At 61.9% G+C, this 17,906-nt stretch carries 15 protein-coding genes; 12 read left to right on the forward strand and 3 right to left on the reverse strand.

The window, feature by feature from the left end; translation table 11 throughout:
• Positions 1-95 precede the first annotated feature (95 nt).
• Positions 96-524, forward strand: a complete 429-nt coding sequence (locus ACQ4W4_RS13875; protein ID WP_436542692.1) for an SMI1/KNR4 family protein — start codon at positions 96-98, stop codon at positions 522-524.
• A gap of 57 nt (positions 525-581) precedes the next feature.
• Here ACQ4W4_RS13875 and ACQ4W4_RS13880 read toward each other — a convergent pair whose 3' ends face one another.
• On the reverse strand, positions 582-1,886 hold the full coding sequence (locus ACQ4W4_RS13880) for an MFS transporter (protein WP_436542490.1): 1,305 nt from the start codon (positions 1,884-1,886) through the stop codon (positions 582-584).
• A 162-nt stretch (positions 1,887-2,048) separates the two neighbouring features.
• Between ACQ4W4_RS13880 and ACQ4W4_RS13885 the strand changes: the two genes are divergently transcribed.
• Positions 2,049-2,765, forward strand: a complete 717-nt coding sequence (locus ACQ4W4_RS13885; RefSeq protein WP_436542491.1) for an SDR family oxidoreductase — start codon at positions 2,049-2,051, stop codon at positions 2,763-2,765.
• Between the two features lie 3 nt (positions 2,766-2,768).
• Here ACQ4W4_RS13885 and ACQ4W4_RS13890 read toward each other — a convergent pair whose 3' ends face one another.
• Positions 2,769-3,287 (reverse strand): hypothetical protein, encoded by a 519-nt coding sequence (locus tag ACQ4W4_RS13890; RefSeq protein ID WP_436542492.1) that lies wholly within the window; start codon positions 3,285-3,287, stop codon positions 2,769-2,771.
• Between the two features lie 40 nt (positions 3,288-3,327).
• Positions 3,328-4,518: an Lcl C-terminal domain-containing protein gene (locus tag ACQ4W4_RS13895; RefSeq protein ID WP_436542493.1), complete on the reverse strand. Its 1,191-nt coding sequence runs from the start codon at positions 4,516-4,518 to the stop codon at positions 3,328-3,330.
• Between the two features lie 114 nt (positions 4,519-4,632).
• Here ACQ4W4_RS13895 and ACQ4W4_RS13900 point away from each other — a divergent pair, with 114 nt between their 5' ends.
• The 10 genes from ACQ4W4_RS13900 (at position 4,633) to ACQ4W4_RS13945 (ending at position 17,863) form a co-directional block, all read left to right on the forward strand.
• A complete protein-coding gene (locus ACQ4W4_RS13900; RefSeq protein ID WP_436542494.1) occupies positions 4,633-5,058 on the forward strand; it encodes a hypothetical protein in 426 nt (141 codons plus the stop codon).
• A gap of 27 nt (positions 5,059-5,085) precedes the next feature.
• Complete coding sequence (locus ACQ4W4_RS13905; protein WP_436542495.1) at positions 5,086-5,511, forward strand: hypothetical protein; 426 nt, start codon at positions 5,086-5,088, stop codon at positions 5,509-5,511.
• 98 nt (positions 5,512-5,609) lie between these two features.
• Positions 5,610-6,566, forward strand: a complete 957-nt coding sequence (locus tag ACQ4W4_RS13910) for a bifunctional helix-turn-helix transcriptional regulator/GNAT family N-acetyltransferase (RefSeq protein WP_436542496.1) — start codon at positions 5,610-5,612, stop codon at positions 6,564-6,566.
• A 107-nt stretch (positions 6,567-6,673) separates the two neighbouring features.
• Positions 6,674-7,312: a TetR/AcrR family transcriptional regulator gene (locus ACQ4W4_RS13915; protein ID WP_198521383.1), complete on the forward strand. Its 639-nt coding sequence runs from the start codon at positions 6,674-6,676 to the stop codon at positions 7,310-7,312.
• A 116-nt stretch (positions 7,313-7,428) separates the two neighbouring features.
• Positions 7,429-8,235 carry an alpha/beta fold hydrolase gene (locus tag ACQ4W4_RS13920; RefSeq protein ID WP_436542497.1) on the forward strand — a complete coding sequence of 269 codons (807 nt, stop codon included), beginning with the start codon at positions 7,429-7,431 and terminating at the stop codon, positions 8,233-8,235.
• Between the two features lie 148 nt (positions 8,236-8,383).
• Complete coding sequence (locus ACQ4W4_RS13925; RefSeq protein ID WP_436542498.1) at positions 8,384-10,588, forward strand: TonB-dependent receptor; 2,205 nt, start codon at positions 8,384-8,386, stop codon at positions 10,586-10,588.
• 100 nt (positions 10,589-10,688) lie between these two features.
• The gene (locus ACQ4W4_RS13930) at positions 10,689-11,708 is read left to right on the forward strand and encodes an extracellular catalytic domain type 1 short-chain-length polyhydroxyalkanoate depolymerase (protein ID WP_436542499.1); all 1,020 of its coding nucleotides are present in this window, start codon (positions 10,689-10,691) and stop codon (positions 11,706-11,708) included.
• 200 nt (positions 11,709-11,908) lie between these two features.
• On the forward strand, positions 11,909-12,646 hold the full coding sequence (locus tag ACQ4W4_RS13935; protein ID WP_436542500.1) for a hypothetical protein: 738 nt from the start codon (positions 11,909-11,911) through the stop codon (positions 12,644-12,646).
• A 129-nt stretch (positions 12,647-12,775) separates the two neighbouring features.
• Positions 12,776-15,568 (forward strand): type VI secretion system Vgr family protein, encoded by a 2,793-nt coding sequence (locus tag ACQ4W4_RS13940; protein ID WP_436542501.1) that lies wholly within the window; start codon positions 12,776-12,778, stop codon positions 15,566-15,568.
• An 18-nt stretch (positions 15,569-15,586) separates the two neighbouring features.
• Entirely contained in the window at positions 15,587-17,863 is a 2,277-nt protein-coding gene (locus tag ACQ4W4_RS13945) for a T6SS effector phospholipase Tle3 domain-containing protein (RefSeq protein WP_436542502.1), read from the forward strand.
• Positions 17,864-17,906 lie beyond the last annotated feature (43 nt).

The following is a 17,906-nucleotide window of genomic DNA, read 5'->3' on the forward strand; positions in this document are numbered from 1 at the left end:
CGCGACAAAATCGGGGCGAAAAAAAGCTCCAGAAGGTGGCGCAGAGGTAAGTTTGTTTTAATATCATGCTCCGCTTGTGAAAGGTAACGTCAGTGATGCAGATCAACGGTATGGATTTACCCATCGAGTATGTTGCTTTTGCAGCAAGGTATCGGAATGCGGCAGGATTCTGCAATTTGAGACTGAAGGAAGAGCTCGATTCCTTCGGCAACGTCTTGCAGACGGAATTGGCTCACATCTATATGGATGAGGTCGAACTGACTGCCCAGACAGCGCAGCTAGAGGCGTTTTTCACAGGTGATGGCTGCTATGGGGAGCCTGGAAGCGGCAGTGCTGGCCCGGGAGCCATTGCGGACATCGTTGATTTTACAGAAGTCATTTGTTTCGGCATGGCCGGTGACGGGAGTCAGTTCTGTCTCGATTACAGGGGCGCTCGAAGCGCGCCTTCCGTCATCTTGTGGGACGATGATTACTGGCGAAAGATTTCAAATTCCTTTGAAGACTTTCTATTGCTATTTTCTTGATCGATTCCATGGGCAGTTGCTGCAGCGCACGAAGTCACCCCCGCGCGCTGCGCGACTCTAGCGTCCCACCGTCTGCCGCTGGTCCTTGATGAACAGCGCCGTCAGCATGCCGATTACGCACACGCCGATCACGTAATAGGCGGGGCCCAGTACGTTGTTCTTCAGCATCAGGGTCACGACCACGGGCGTCAGGCCGCCGAAAATCGCATACGACAAGTTGTAGGAAAACGACAGTCCCGAGAAGCGCACCTGGGCCGGAAACGCTTGCACCAGCACGTAGGGCACGGCGCCGACGACGCCGACGAACAAACCCGTCATCGCGTACAGGGGCAGCAGCAGGTCGGGGCGGGTGCCGACGGTGGTGTAAAAGAGGTACGTGGAAATGGCCAGCAGCACGGAGCCGACGAAGATCACGCGCTTGCCGCCCAGGCGGTCGGCCAGCATGCCGGCGATGATGCAGCCGAAGGCCAGGCACAGGGTCGCCACGGTATTGGCGACCAAGGTGGTGCGCGGGGCGATGTGGTGGATCTTTTGCAGCAGGGCAGGCGTCATCAAAATGACGACGACGATGCCGGCCGACAGCATCCAGGTCAGCAGCATGGACACGGCGACGGCGCCGCGGTGGCTGCGCAGCACGGATTTCAAGGGCATTTCCGTCGCTAGCGCCTTGCGCTGCTGCATTTCGGCAAAGACGGGGGTTTCATGCAGCCAGCGGCGCAGATACATGGCGCCGAAGCCGAAGATGCCGCCCAGCAGGAAGGGATAGCGCCAGGCGCCCTCGCTGATTTCCGCCGGCGTGTAGACGGTGTTCAAGCCCGTCGCGACGAGCGAACCGAGCAGGATGCCGACCGTCAGACCCGCCGTCAGCACGCCGCAGGCAAAGCCCGTGAAACGGCTCGGTACGTGTTCAGAGACAAACACCCAGGCGCCCGGCACTTCGCCGCCCACGGCCGCGCCCTGGAAGACGCGCATCAAGAGCAGCAGCAGCGGGGCGGCCAGGCCGATGCTGGCGTAGGTGGGCAGCAGGCCGATCAGCAGTGTCGGCACGGCCATCATCAGGATGGAGAGAGTAAACATGCGCTTGCGGCCGAGCAAATCGCCGAAGTGGGCCATGACGATGCCGCCCAGCGGACGCACGACGTAGCCGGCGGCAAAGATGCCGAAGGTTTGCAGCAAACGCAGCCATTCCGGCATTTCCGGCGGGAAGAACAATTGGCCGATGGCGTTGGCAAAGAAGACGAAGATGATGAAGTCGTAGAACTCCAGCGCGCCGCCGAGGGCGGCCAGCGACAGGGTTTTGTAGTCTTGTTGGGTGAGGGGACGGCTTGCGGCGTTGATGGCAGCGGTGTTGGAAGTAGGCATGTGTCTCGTTCTTGTGTGTTATCGGAGATTGCCAGACCTAGCATACGCATTTCCGCCGCGTGAGTAAACGCCGTGGCAGGGTGCCCGCGCGGGGAGTCGCCTCAGCTGTGCTTAATACAACGCCGCTATCATTCGCGTTGACTTCATTGGAAAGGACACTGTATGCATATCATGATCGTGGGCGCCAGCCGGGGCCTGGGACGCGCGCTGGTGGACGGTTTGCTTGCTGACGGACATGCCGTCATCGGCGTATCGCGCCAGCAGCCCGCCGACTTGCCCGCTGGCCTGGGCACGCAGCTGCAATGGATCGCGGCGGACCTGGCCGCACCCGCGGAGGCGGTCGAACGCATCGCCCACGAAGCGCCCGCCGCGCTGGACGCGGTGATCTACAACCTGGGCGTGTGGGAAGAAAAAGCCTTCAGCGACGACTACACTTTCCTCGGCGATGCGGACGATACTATCGTCGACATGGTCAATACCAACATCACGTCGACCATCCTGCTGCTCAAGCGTCTGGTGCCGCGCTTGCTGGCCAGCGGCAAGCCGCAGCTGATACTCACGGGGTCCACGTCCGGCCTGCGCCAGAGCGGCCGCCCCGAAGTGACGTTCAGCGCGTCGAAATTCGCCTTGAACGGCATCGCCGACGCCTTGCGCGAAGGGTTCCGCGCGCAGGGACTGGCCGTGACGGCGCTGCAGCTCGGCTATCTGAATACCTATGATGGCTTGTCCGTGCCGCTGGCGGATGCTAGCGCGCGCGGCGAGGGCGAACTGATTCCTGTGCATGACGTCGTCGCCGTCGTGCGCATGCTGCTGAACCTGTCGAATGCCTCCTTCGTGCGCGAACTGGTGATGCCCGCGCTGCGCGACGAGCGTTTCTGACTCTTACGCGTTCTTGCCATAGACCTCGGACCAGCCGAGACGCTCTTCCAGCCACTCGTCCACTTCCGAGCTATCCATGTGCATCAGGGCAGCGCCCAGCCGCAGCTTGCCCTTGGCCAGGGCCAGCACGGCGAACACGGATTCGAGCATGACGGGGTCGAGCTGGCCCTGCAAGTCGCGCGCGGCGATGGCGGGTAGTTGGGCCCAGGCATCGCGGTAACTGTCGGCCAGCCAGTCCGGCAGAGGCGGATTGTGCTGGCGGTGGCGCTCGATTTCAATCAGGGCGATGAGCGCATAGAAATCTTCCTCGCGCGCTTGCGCGCCGCCCAGCATGGCGACGAGCTGGGGCACGGCCGCATACGAGGCGACGCCCACGTCGCCTTGGTGGTGCAGCTCTTCCCACAGCTCATGCCACACGTCTTCGCCCGCCCGCATGGCCTTGAGCGCCTCGGCCACGTCGTAGGGTATGCGGTAGCCGCCTTCCAGGGTGGGCCAGAGAGGATCGTCGAGTGATAACAGCATGGTTTTCCTTGATGGGACAGCTCGGCTGAGCAAACGCGCACTATACAAGCACCCGGCGCACGCAGAGCGCGTAGCCGTCGAACTCGCGCAAAGTCTGATAGGCGACGCCCGTGTCAAAGTCCTTGCACCAGGCTTCGTCTTCGATGTCGCCCGGCTCGCTCGACCAGTGCCAGTTTGGCCGGAATGCCTCTTTCAATGTCGCATACAGCAAGGTCTGCTCGCGCCGGCTGGGCAGGCTGTGACCGAGGCTGGCGGCCCAGTCTGATGCGGCTTGCCAGGAATGGTACTCCAGCTCGCACTCGTCCGGCTGCAGCACCAGGTGGTAATCGGGCGCGCCATCCTTGCCGAGAATCAGGCCGGCATAGCGCTCGCCCTGCCGCAAGGGGACGGGTGCGGCCGCCGCTGGCGCCAATGCGACCCGGCGCACGGCGCAGGCGCGGCCGCTGTAGGTCTTGCGAAAGTTGTATTGGGTGCCGTTATCGAAATCGTGGCTCCAGGCCAGGCGGGGCAGGATGGCGTCCGCTTCCGACGACCAGTACCAGGCATCCGGGAAGGCGTCGCGCAAGTTGGCGTGCAGTAAGGCCAGTTCGCTGCGCGTGGGCAGGCAGGCGCCGCGCGCCGCGGCCCAGTCGAGCGCGGCTTGCCAGGGCAGGGCGCCGCCTTCGCCGGGCAGCAGGAACAGCCGGTAGCTGGGGGCGCCAGCGTGGCCAGGCATGATGCCCGCGTAGCGCTCGCAGGCAATGGCGCCCAGCACGCCAGGGCAATGCTCGAACCAGCCATCGTCTTCTTCCTCGGCAATAAAGGCCGCGATCAGCGCCTGAGGCGCGGGCGGTGCGCCGGCCAGCAGGGCGTTGAAGCAGGCAATGGCCGAGGCGTGAGGCGTTCCGGCGCCATTGGCGATACCGACGAGAAACTCCCCCGCCCAGTCGGGCAAGGTGGCGATCAGGCGCGGCAGTTCCTGCAGCAGGGCCATGCAATACGCCGTTTCGCCGTAGCGCCAGGCGGCTCGGTTGGCTATCTGATAGGCGCCGTAATCGTGTTCGGCTTGCACGGATTGAAAGATGGCCAGTGCGTATTGCGCGCCTTCCTTGCCCGTCAGCGCGTCCAGCATGGCGCAGTAGCGCTGGAAGCGCTGCTGGGCTTCATCGGGCGGCGTGGTGCGGTCGTCGTCCTGGACGATGTTGCCCAAAATTAAAAGTTCGGTTTTCCAGTGTTCGAACGATGTCGGCATGGGTGTCATTGCTGAGAGTGGTAACGGCGCCATTATGCCCGGGCCAGCCGTGTTCCGGCGCGTCTGCTGGGCATGCTACAGTCCGCCATCGCCGCCCGCCTTGGATCATTCTCGATGTCAACCTGGACTTCCCCGCCACAACTCGTCGCCCTGGCCGCTTTTTATGCGCAGGCGCAAGCCCATCCGGAAACGCTCAGTGATACTGTCTTCCTGGAAAACGTGAAAAACGCCCACTGGCCCACCAATTGCTGGAATTATGTGGAAGCGTCGTTCGCCATCATCGCGCCCGCCTGCCTGCTGCGTCCGCAGCTGACCGCCGAGCTGATCGTATTCCCCATCGATGCCATGATCGCGGGCGGCCTGGACGATGCGGGGCAAGTCATCGCGATAGGCCAGGCCTGCGCCACGCGCGACGCGCCGTATGTGGCGGTGAGCGAGGAGGGCAAGCGCTGGCTGATGCAGGTGTGGCCGACCTTGGGCGAAATGGCCGGGGCCGTGTTCCGGGCCCGGCTGCAAGCGGCGCTGGCCGATGAAGATTGATGTAAATATAAACTGACAGGAATACACATGATTGCAGGAAATTTCTTCCCTCCCGACTATAAAACTTTTCCTTTCAAGCAAGGAGATCTGCTGCTTTCCCAAGACGAGGGCGGCAAGTTTTCTGTTTCCAAGGTGTTGAAGATAGATACAGTCGAGGTCGGCCGCGGCGAGGCGATTTACATGGGCGGCAAGGACATCGTGGCAACGGAGGACGATTACCTGTTGATCATCGGCTGTGCATACGGCGAATACGAGTTCGCCACGGCCGAGGAGGCGCAGGCCGCTGCGCTGGACGGCAACTGGACAGTCAGGATAGGCCACGCTCCGAATCGCAGCCCGGGCGCGGCGCAGGGGCAGTCACTGATTGGCTATGAAGCTGTGCATGAAAGCGAACTGGAGGGCTACCATTTGTGGAGGGAAGCCTTTGATGCGGGCAAGGCTGGCGTGTTCTGACAGCGACGTGGCCTGTTGCAGGGCGGTCGCTGGCCCTTGACCTGGAAAGCCCGTTTACGTTAGGGTATACGTAACTACTTACATATATTTCGCCCAACATGTCTTCCAACTTGCAAACCTACGGCTCCCTGATGCTGGCCAGCCGCCTGCGCCGTCTTTCCGATCAACTGTATGCGGGCGTCGATACCAGCTATCAGGCCGCCGGCGTCGAACTGACGTCGCGTTGTTTCCCCCTGTTATTGCTGCTGCGCGACAACGGCCCCACGTCCATCACGGCCCTGGCCGCGCAGATCGGGCAGACGCATCCGGTGGTGGTGCAGCTGGGGCGCAAGCTGCTCGATGCCGGCGTGGTGACGGAGCTGCCGGACGCCAGGGACGAGCGTCGCCGCCTGCTGGCGCTGTCCGACGCCGGGCTAGCCTTGCTGCGCAACATGGCGCCCCTGTGGGACGACGTGCGCGCCGCCGTCGATGCGGTGTTCGAGCAGGGCACGCCGCAGCTGATGGCCAGCCTGGACCGGGCGGAAGCGCGCCTGCAATCGCAAGGCTTTGGCGAGACCATCGCCGCCTGCCGGCGCCAGCGCGAGCGGGCTGCCGTGGAAATCATCGATTACGCGGCCCAGTATGCGGCCGATTTCAAGCGCCTGAATATCGCATGGCTGGAACGCTATTTCTATGTCGAGGCGCTCGACGACAAGGTGCTGTCCGATCCGCAACGCTCGATCCTTGACGACGGCGGGCAGATTTTCCTCGCGCGCCTCGATGGCAAGATCGTCGGCACCTGCGCCCTGATCCGCGCCGGCGACGCCAGCATCGAGCTGTCGAAGATGGCCGTCACCCCGGAATGCCAGGGCCTGGGCATCGCGCGCCGGCTGATCGAGCGGGCCTTCGACGCCTTCGAGGCCAGCGGCGCCAAGCTCCTGTTCCTGGAGTCGAACAGCAAGCTGGCGCCCGCCATCCGCCTGTATGAAAGCAGCGGTTTTACCCACGTGGTGCGGCCGGCCGGCGACGCCCATTATCAGCGCGCCGACGTCTACATGGAGTGGCAGGGCAGGTAGCACACGCCAGGGCGCCACGCGGCGCTCCCCTTCGTCCGTCTCCCGCGTTACAATACGTGCTCCCATAACGGAACCATGGTTCCACTATCGAGAGACGCCGACGCCGCATGCCTTCCTTTCCGATGCCCTTCCCGCAGATGATCGTTCCCCCGGAACCCACCCAGGCGCGCAGCAAGCAAGCGTTCGAGCGTCTGCTGCAGGTGGGCGAACAGTTGCTGGCGGAAAACCGCTTCGATGAAATCGGCGTGGCCGACCTGGCAAAACTGGCGGAAACCTCGGTGGGCACGTTTTACCGTTTATTGGGCGACAAGGACACCCTGAGCCGCTTGCTGTTGCAGCGCTTTTTTTCCGACATGGTGGAAAAGGTCGAGACCCTGACGGAGCTGCGCCAGTGGGAAGGGCGCAGCCTGGAAGACTTCATCCGCGCCATGGTGGCCATGTTCGTGGCCGTGAATGGCGGGCGCAGCGGTGTCTTGCGGGCCTTGATCACGCGCGCGTCGCAGGATGCGCAATTTCGCGACAGGGTGCACCAGATCAATCATTTGATCTCGCAACGCACGGTAGCCGTGCTGGCCAGCAAGTCGTCCAGCATCCGCCACCCGAACCCCACGCAGGCGATGATGGTGGTGCCGCCCGTGCTGCTTGGCATCCTGAACCAGCACACCCTGACGGGTTCGCTGTCCTTTTTGTCGGGTGCGGCGCTGGAAGATGAGCTGGTGCGTGTTGCTTTAAATTACCTGACTTGAGATATTTAGCGATTTAACTTGAAATCGGAATTCGGATTCCGTATTATGTTTTCCAACAGCAGGAAAACATATTCCTGCACCTGAACACAAAGCATGTTCAACAGCAAGGAGACAGAATGCGGCGTCACACGACATCCGATGTTCCATTGCATTACCTCGACCTCGATCCCGGCACAGAGAGGGAGCAGGGCGAGCCCGTGTTTCTGCTGCACGGCCTCGGTTCCTGCGCCGCAGACTGGCGCCCGCAGATCGACGCCCTCGGCAGCGGCTACCGCCTGATCGTGCCCGATATGCGCGGCCATGGCGCCAGTCCCGCACCGAACGGCGACTGGCAGATCGGCGACTTTGCCAACGACCTCTTCAACCTGATGGACCAGCTCGACGTGCCGCGCGCACACATCGTCGGCTTTTCCCTGGGCGGCATGGTGGGCCTGGAAATGGCCAACCGCGCGCCGGGCAGGGTGGCCAGCTTGTGCCTGATCAACTCGCAACCGTTCCAGGGCAGCAAACCGGCGTCGCTGCTGTTTGCCTACTGGCTGCGCCGCACGGTGATCGCCACCTTCGGCCTGAAAGCCATGGGCAAGATCATCGGCAAGAAACTGTTTCCCGATCCTGCGCAGCAGGCGCTCGTCGAGCGCTTCGCCACGCAGATGGCGGGCATGGACAAGCGCGCCTACCTGGCCGCGCTGGACGCCATTTTCCACTGGGATATCGACATCCATTTCCAGGCCCTGGCCATGCCCGTCTTCATCATGGCGGCCGACCAGGATTACACGCCCGTCGCCAGCAAGCGGGCCTTTGCCGCGCAGTTTCAGCAGTGCGAGATCGAGATCATCGCGAACTCGCGCCATGCCACGCCCCTGGACCAGGCGCAGCGTGTGAATACCTTGTTGCAGTCCTTCCTCGCCACACATTCAAAATAAACAGGCCACTCGCCGCACGGGCAGGAGGCCGGGAAACAGTCATCGCAGGGCAGGTGCTCGCATTGCGCGCGCCGGTACCGTGACGTCTTGCGATTCTGGAATCCGGCCGTCTTCCCTGGCGGTAAGCAAGCCTGACATTGGAGACGCTATGAAACTTGCTTTGAAATTGATGCCCGCCGCCCTCGCCGTTGCCGGCGCCTTTGCCACCCAGGCCCATGCCCAGGAAGCCAGCCCCGCTGCCGCCAGCACTGCCCAGGAAGCCAGCGATGCGAAAGAACGCATGGACACCGTGACGGTCTCGGCCCGCCGCCGCGAAGAGCGGCTGCAGGACGTGCCGCTGGCCGTCACGGCGTTTTCCGCCAAGGCGCTGGAACGGGCGAATATCCAGAACCTGGCCGACTTGCAGGAGCGCGTGCCGAACCTGACCGTGTACGCGTCGCGCGGCACGAATACCACTCTGACGGCCTTCATCCGCGGCGTGGGCCAGGCCGACCCCGTCTGGGGCGTGGACCCGGGCGTGGGCATTTATTTCGACGACGTCTACATGGCCCGTCCGCAAGGCGCCTTGCTCGACGTGTTCGACGTGCAGCGCATCGAAGTGCTGCGCGGCCCGCAAGGCACCCTGTACGGCAAGAACACCATCGGCGGCGCCATCAAGTATATTTCGCGCCCATTGGCGAAGGAAAACGGCGCCTCGGCGGAAGTGGGCATCGGCAATTACAACCAGCGCAACTTCAAGGCTGCCTTCAACCTGGCCAATGAAAACGGCACCTGGCGCGCGCGCCTGGCGGCCGCCAAGCTGGACCGTGACGGTTTCGGCCGCAACACGTTTAACGGCAAACAGGTCAGCGACCAGGACAGCACGGCTGCGCGCTTGTCCATCGGCTACTTTCCGCAGGACATCCCTTTGACCGTCGTGCTGAGCCTGGACGCCACGGACGACAAATCGGGCGTGCGCGGCTTCCAGCGCATGGGCGTGAGCGCTTTCGACCCGCTCAAACGGCCCGCCAGCACGGATGCGTACGACATCCAGAGCGGCATGCCGGGCAACAACTTCACACACAACCGCGGCGGCTCGCTGGTGGCCAACTACACGGTCTCGAACGACTGGTCCGTGAAAGTGATCGGCGCCAAGCGGCGCAGCACGTCCGAGCAAACCATCGACTTTGACGGCTTGCCGCAGCCGATCGCCGACGTGTTCGGCGATTCGCACGACGAGCAGAAGAGTCTGGAATTGCAAGCCTCGTACAGCGGCGACTACGGCGCCGGCGTGATCGGCCTGTACCGCTTCGAAGGCACGGCGGGCGGCGGCATTTACAACAACTTCCTGGGGCGCCAGTTCACGGCCGCCGTCAGCACGGTGGAGACGGACAGCACGGCGCTGTACACGGACTGGACCTGGCCCGTGGGCAAGGCGTGGAGCATCAATGCGGGCCTGCGCCACACGCGCGAGGAAAAGCGCGCCATCGTGCTCAACCGCACCTTTGCCGACGTGGGCTTTACGCGGCCCATCCAGACGGCGGCCGACTTCGACAAGTCCTTGTCGGTCAGCAATACCTCGCCGAAAATTTCCGTGCGCTATGAAGCGTCGAAGACGACGAATTTCTACAGCAACCTGTCGCGCGGTTTCAAGTCGGGCGGCTACAACGTGCGCGCCAACAACCTGGTGGTGCCGGACTCGGCGCGGCCGTACAAGGATGAAAAGCTCGACGCGCTGGAAGTGGGCATGAAGTACGCGGCGCCGGACGACACCTTCGACGCCAACGTGGCCCTGTTCTACAACCGCTACAAGGATATCCAGTTGTCGGTGTTTACCAGCTACGTGCAGCCGGGCGGCGTGCCGGGCTTCTATGGTGACTTCACGAATGCGGGCAAGGGCACCGTGAAAGGCGCCGAGTTCGAATTCTCGTGGCGGCCGAACCGCCAGTGGGAAGTCAACGGTTTCCTCGCCCTGCTCGACGCCGGCTATGACGAGTTCATGAGCGGTGGCAAGAACATTGCGGATACGCAAAAGTTCAGCAATACGCCGGCGCGGCAAGTGGGCTTGAACGTGACGCGCACGGACCGCGACGTGTTCGGCGGCGCCTTGCGCAGCATGGTCGGCTATGGCTACCGCAGCAAGGTCTACCCGACGACGGACTTGAGCGAAACCCTGGCGCAGGGCGGCTACAGCATCTGGACGGCGGGCGTCGTGTGGGAGGCGCCGAAGCACTGGACCTTCAGCTTGCACGGCAGCAATCTGGGCAACAAACGCTACCGCACGGATGGCTACAACATTCCTGCCGTGTTCATCCTTGACGGCTTCTATGGCCCGCCGCGCCAGATCATCGCCAAGGCCGGCTACAAATTTTAAGGATATCAACTAGCGGGGCTGGACCCGTTGGGTCCGGCCTCGCCGGTCGGAAGTGCCGGCTTGACGGGCGTCCAGCCGGTTTGTTGTCGCTGTTTTCGTCGTGAATAATAATCAGGAGACTGGCATAGCACATCTGCATCAGCAACTGCGTCACTTCTTATCTGCAATCATCGCCGCCTGCGGCTTGCTGGCCGCGCTGCCGGCCGCAGCCGGCCAGTGGGACTTCGGCCTGTATGCGAGCCTGTGGGGTTCGCGTGAATACCAGGTCTGGCTGCCGAGCAATTACAATCCGAACACGCCGCTGCCCGTCGTGCTGATGCTGCACGGCTGCGGTTCCGAGCCCAACAGCATGGCGGCCGTCAGTCGCTACAACCAGCTGGCCGACAGCGAGAACTTCATCGTCGTCTATCCGCGCCAGAACGTCACGGCCAACCCCATGCGTTGCTGGAATTTCATGCTGCCGCTGAACCAGGAGCGGGGCACGGGCGAGCCGGCCGTGCTGATGGGCATCTTGAACAAGGTCAAGAGCAAGTACGCGGTGCAGGACAGCCGCGTGTATGTGACGGGCATCTCGGCCGGCGGCGCCATGGCCTCCATCATGGCCGCCTGCTACTCGGACGTGTTCGCCGCCGTGATGGTGCATTCGGGCGGCATGTACAAGGGTGCCACCGGCCTGGTCACCGCCGCCGATTCGCTGTTCAACGGCAGCTCGTTCGATCCGAAAGTACGGGGCAAGGATGCCTGGCGCTGCTCGGGGTCGCCGCGCCGATTGATGCCGACGATGGTGTTCCACGGCACGTCCGACATCGTCGTCAACCCGGTCAATGGCGAGCAAACCATCGAGCAATTCCTGCAGACCAGCGATTACGGCGACGATGGTCTCGACAATGACAGCGTGCGCTACCGCGCCGACAGCATCGTGCGCCAGACGGTGCCGTACGGCCGCAGCTATGCCATCGACACCTACCTGCACAACGGCGCCGTCATCGCGCAAAAGTACACGGTCGAGGGCATGAACCATGCGTGGAGCGGCGGCCCTCCCGGCTGGCCGTTCAGCGATGAACTGGGCCCGGACGCCACCGTGATCAGCTGGAATTTCTTCAAGAATTACCAGCGCTGATGACGTAGGGAACTAGCGGCTTGTACAATGGGGCGCGGCGATTGCGCCCCATTTTGTTGTCTGTGAAAGATTCCATGCCTGCTTGCCGTTTCTTGCCCTGTGTTGCTGCCGTATTGCTGTCCGCCTGCACGAACTTCGGTCCATCCGCGTCAAAGACTGCTTATACGCAAGCGTTCGAGCGTGCCGCCCAGCAAGACAGCATGCGCAGCGAATGCGACTGGAACGTGCGCTACGCGCCCGTCGCGCCAGAGGACACCAGCGTGGCGCAATTGCAGGCGATCGCCACGGCGCGCCTGGCGGCCTTGCAACTGACGCCCGCCTGGACCCTGTCCATGCCCGGCAGCGCGGCGCACGCCTTTACCGAGTCGGAGCAAGACCGCGCCGGGCTGCAATTGCTGCTCAGCATCGTCTTGCCGGCCATGGAGCGCTATCCGGCCGGCTTCTTCGCACGCATGGGCTTGCGCCGCGTCGTGCTGGTGAAGGACTTGAGCGTGGAAGGCCAGCGTCGCCTGGCCATGCCGGCGCCGGAAATCGACAGCGTCGTCTACGCCGACAACCTGCTGGCCGCGATGTGTCCGTCCGGCATGGAGCTGCGCGTGCACCACGAGTATTACCACTTCATCGAATACCGGCTGTTCAACGATTTCTATTACCGTGACCCCGCCTGGCTGGCCCTGAACCCGCCCGGCACGGCCTACGGCCAGGGCGGCGCCACAGCCTACGGCAAGGGTTTTCAAAATCTGGGCCACCCGCAGCCGGGCCTCGTCAGCCTGTACGCCGCCTACGGCCCCGAGGAAGACAAGGCGGAAGTGTTCGGCTGGATGATGACGCCGGCGTATGCATCGCGGCTGGAGCGGTGGACGGCGTTTGATCCCGCCTTGCTTGCCAAGCGGGAAAAGTTGAGGGAAGTATTGGGAACCTTGGCGGATTCTTACTAAATATCAAGTATTTCCCTGCCATCCCATGGCATTGTCGGTTCTCCAGCTTGATTAAGAGCCTATCCCGGTAGGGAGATGTATTCATCTACTGGGATAGGCTCTAAATGCAGTGCGCATGAGGAGAACGTCATGGACGGTGACGAGTCGATATCGGGTGCCCAGCGTCCCTTGCGCCTGCGCCTGGGTATTTCGCCCAAGATACCAGCCGGTGTACTGATACCGCAGCGCATCGCCGGCAACGAGGCCGTCTGTGGCGGCATCGAATACCGCGTGCTGTGCGTCTCGACGCATGCCGATTTGCCGCTCAGTAGTTTGATTGCCTTGCCCGCCGCACTCGATATTGTCACCGATCAGGGCCAGCTGCGCAGCATCTGCGCCATCGTCACGCAAGCGAGCGCCGGCGACAGCGATGGCGCGTTGGCCAGCTACCAGCTGGTGCTGACGGACGCTTTTTCCATCATGGAAAAGCGCTGCAATACGCGCGTCTTCCGGCGCCTGACGGATATCGAGATCGTCAAGACCCTGCTCGACGAATGGATACGCAGCAATACCGTGCTGGCGCACGCCTTCCAGTATGCGTTTGCCGATTTCTTCGAGGCGCAGACGTATCCGCAGCGCGAGTTTGTCATGCAGCACAATGAATCCGATGCGGCATTCGTGCGGCGCCTGCTCAAGCGCAGCGGCGTCGCCTGGTTTTTTCGTGCGCAGGGCAATACGGATGCGCATGCCGAGCCGGCGCATACCCTGGTGCTGTTCAACCATGCCGACGGTTTGCGAAAAAACATGGCGGACACCGTCCGTTATCACGCGGACCGCGCGACGGAACAGCGCGATACCCTGACGTCGTGGAGCGAAATGCGCAAGCTGCAGGCGGGCAAGGTAACGCGTCATAGCTGGAATGAGGAACACCCGCGCGCGCGGCCATTCATGACCGCAGATGCCTTGGGGAGGGGCCAGCAAGGCATGCATGGCAATGCCATTGCGGCCACGCTTGACGATTACCGCGTGTTGCCGCCGCGCGCGGGCAACGATCATGAGGCATTGTGTCAGCTGGGCATGCTGGCCATGCAACAGCACGATTATGAGAGCCATTGCTTTCATGCCGAAGGCAGCGTGCGCGACCTGTGCCCGGGCGAATACTTTACTCTGGCCGAGCACCCCGACATCGACGCCTTGCCTGCGGCCGAGCGCGATTTTGTCGTCACGTCGCTGCAGGTGGCGGCTCAAAATAATTTACCCAGGGAACTTGCCGCCAGGGTGGAGCGTCTGTTTGCGCGCAACCGTTGGCTGGCCGATGACGCATCGTTGCCGCAGCGCGAGCTGACGGCGGTGGACGACGGCCCCTTGCGCATGCAGATTGAACTGACGGCCGTGCGGCGCGGCGTACCCATCGTGCCGGCCTACGACACGCGCATCGACTTGCCGCCAGTGACCATGCAAAGCGCCGTGGTGGTGGGGCCGCCCAATGAGGAAGTCCATTGCGACGCGATGGGCCGGGTCAAGGTCCGCTTTCCTGCCACGCGCACGCTGGATCACCAGCATGCGGGCGGCACAGGCGCCTCCGACACGGATGCCGATTCGGCCTGGGTGCGCGTCGCGTCGAGCTGGGCGGGAAGCGGACCTGGCAGCATGCAGCAATGCGGTTACCTGGGCTTGCCCCGCGTGGGCAGCGAAGTCTTGCTGGCCTTCCTGGGGGGCGACCCGGACCGGCCCATCATCGTGGGACAGTTGTATAACCACAGCGCGTTGCCGATCGCCTTGAGCAAGGCGGGCGACTTGCCTGCTAACCGTTATTTGTCCGGCATCAAGAGCCGCGAGATCAAGGGCACGCGTGGCAATCAGTTGCGCTTTGACGATGTCCATGGACAGATCAATGCCCAGCTTGCCAGCGACCATGGTTCCAGCCAGCTCAACCTGGGCTGGCTGACGCAGGATCGACGCAATGGACAGGGCGATGCACGCGGCGAGGGGGCCGAACTGCGCACCGACGAGCAACTGGCGATGCGGGCAGGCAAGGGAATGCTGATCTCGGCCTGGAAGCGCCTGAACGGGGATGGCGGCCACATGGCGCGCAGCGAATATCTGGGCCTGATGGAAAATTGCCTGGAACTATTCCGTTCGCTGGGTACGTATGCTGCCACGCATCACGCGCTGACTCAGGATGAGCAGGCGCAGCAGGAGTTGCAGCAGAGCTTGAAAGGCTGGGAAGGCGGCAGCAATACGCAGCCCCGTGCCGAGCTGGGTGGTGCTGCGGCGATTGCCGTCACGGCGCCGGCCGGCATCAGCTTTGCCAGTTCGAAAGCCATTATCAGCTATGCCGCCGGCAGCATCGATACGGTGGCGCAGCAGCATCTGCAAGCGGTGGCGGGCCAGCGCTACAGTGTGAACGCAGGCAAGGGCATTTCGCTGTTTTCCCACGCGGATGGCATTCGCGCCATCGCCCACCATGGTAAGTTCCTGCTGCAAAGCCAGCATGACGACATGGACCTCAACGCGGCGAAAAATTTGAGGCTCACCGCCAGCGAGGGCAAGCTGACGGGTATGGCCGATGAAATTGTGTTGATTTCCAAGCATGGCGCTTTCATCCGCATTGGCGACGGCATCACCTTCGGCAGCAAGTCGCCGCTGAACTTCAATGCGCCCAACTTCGTCTTCAATGACCCGCAAAGCATGGCGGTGGAGTTGCCAAGCTTTGCCGAGGGCAAGGCGGATCAGCAATTCATTTTTCAATACGAGGGTGATGACAGCCCCGTCGATGGGGTGCAGCCAGAACCGCAACTGGCGCCGCAAGCGCACTTTGCCGTGAAGCTGGGCGACGGTTCGTCGGCAAATGGCCGCAGCGATGAAGGCGGCAAGACGGAGGTGCTGGAGCGCGCCGCGATGCATCTGGCCGCCATCGAAGTGTTCAACAACAAGGATTGATGATGCCGGGAGAGTGCGATGGGCAGCTATCCGAAAGCGCCGTACGTGGTGGGCGAGGACGTGGGGATCCTGCATTGCGAACGCAGCGTGTGCAAGAAGGTCAAGATACGCCGCAACCTGCCGGGCAACATCATCGTCATCCATGGCGTCAACGACGTGGGCGTCAGCTACAAGGCGGTGGAACACGGCTTGTGCGAGGGACTGACACAAAGGCTGGGGCGCGGCTTTACCCCGGCGTCTTATCGCATGCCCGTGGCGGTGGACAAGGACAGACTGGAAGACGATCCCGATGCCGTCTTCTTCAAGCGCACGATAGCCAAGGATACCAATAGCCCCGTGATTCCGTTTTACTGGGGCTACCGTGAAGTAGGAGAGAAATGCCGCACCGTCAATGGCCAGTTTGTCGACCGCTACGGCAACCGCCTGGACAAGGATCTGTCCAAGGAAGGCGGTCCTTTCGGCAACGCCACCAGCAATTTGCCCGATATGTGGCGTCCGGGCATCTATGCGCCAGTCGATCCCATGGGCGATGCCCTGCGTCCATTGAGGACGGCGCCCGGCCGCATGTACATGGTGCTGGCGGCCCAGCGGCTGGCGGCGCTCATTTCCATGATCCGCGATTACGATGCGGATGATACCGTCAGCATCGTCGCGCACAGCCAGGGTTGTCTGCTGTCGTTGCTGGCGCAAGCCATGCTGATGGAAAAGGGACTGGCGCCGGGCGATAATCTGATACTCACGCATCCGCCGTACAGCCTGGTTGACAGCTTGCCTCTGTTGATGCGAGGCGCCGCGTGGTTCGATGGCGGCGAAGACGCGGCAATGAAGCCCTATTACCATTTGCTCAGTGGTGCGCAGACCTTGGGCGCGCGCCTGAAGACCTTGGTGAATATAGTTGCCGGCGTGGCGAAGGGCAACGGCCAGGCTTGCAGGCCGCCGTTTGCCGACCTGAAGAAGGACGAACATCGTGGCATGGTCGGCAGCCGCTGGCAGAGTGCAGAGGACCGCGACAACCGCCGCAAGGTCTATCTATACTTTTGTCCTGAAGATATGACGGTGGCGCTCGATAACATCCAGGGCATAGGATGGGACGGCGTGCCCGATTATGCATTGGGGAGCGAATTGGTGGAAGAGGAAGAGACTCTCAGTCTTGATGGGTACAGCGTTTCCTCCGGACATACCAAGATGGTAGAGCGCTCGCAGGTACGCGGCGCGCTGGCGGAACTGGGCGGCAGATTTTATCAACGGGTATTCAGCAACAAGACCAGGCTGGATCCGGCTACTGGCAAGAGCACGGTATCGTTCGTAGGCAAGCCGCCACCTTTTGATTTTCCACTAAGGCTCACGACAGAAAGCGAACAGTCGCATGTGGAAGTTTCCTTACGTAGTCATCGTGCGCAACACAAGGCGGTGGCGTGGCCTGTCAATACCAGGTTGAGCAAAGTGGAACAGCGCAATGGCGTGCGCACCATTACTGGCGAAGCGTTGAAACAACCGGTACCGGCCGACTTGCGTGGCACCTCGCAAATCGATCCCGCCAATATTCCCGCAACGTCCATGATGAGAAACCGTACCGTTGCCGATCAGGGACCGGCGGAGGAAGTCGACCCCTGCGATGCATCAGTGGCACTTACCAGCGGAAGCGGTCTGCACACAACCACCGAGGATCGTCCGGATCCGGCCGGCTATCGCCGGTTTCCAGAGCGCGATGAAGCCATACGCGGAGCCGAATTGGCCTCGATGACGACTGCCTATAACAAGGAAAAGAAACTCGATGGCAAAGGGCCGCTCGATCAACGCAAGGTCATTGCCGCCACCCGCTACACGGACGGAAATGTCCTGGCAACCATCCAGGAAAGCCCGAATGAGGCACGCTTGCGCTGGCAGCAGGAGGTTAGTGCCAAGTCTTTTCATAGCTCCATTATTGGTAGCGCGAAGAATCATAGCCAAGTGACCGCATATGACGTGGCGATTGGTAGCGGCAAGGCTAGTTCTGATCCGCAGTTCTATGCGTACTTATGTGCGGTGGCGGATTGGCGGGTGAAGATATCGTACGAACTCGGAAAACGACGGCCAGGAATCCTTTTATGGTCGGAGTTTCTTAAGACTTTTCGTATGTATTTTGATGCGGAAAATAGTTGGAGAAAAAATGTAATCAAAGGAAGCATATCTTATTACAACTCAGGTGTTTTACCTGCTGATCTACCGTTGCTGACAGGACCTCTGTGGAAAATCGTCATATCAGAAACCAAAAGCGGGAAAAAGACTTCTGACGTTAAGAAGTCGAAAACTTGAATGATCTTAGCTTTCTATAGTTTTCTGCCCGCTCTGCGATGAA

The organism is Janthinobacterium glycogeni (assembly GCF_051380725.1).
GTDB lineage: Bacteria > Pseudomonadota > Gammaproteobacteria > Burkholderiales > Burkholderiaceae_D > Janthinobacterium.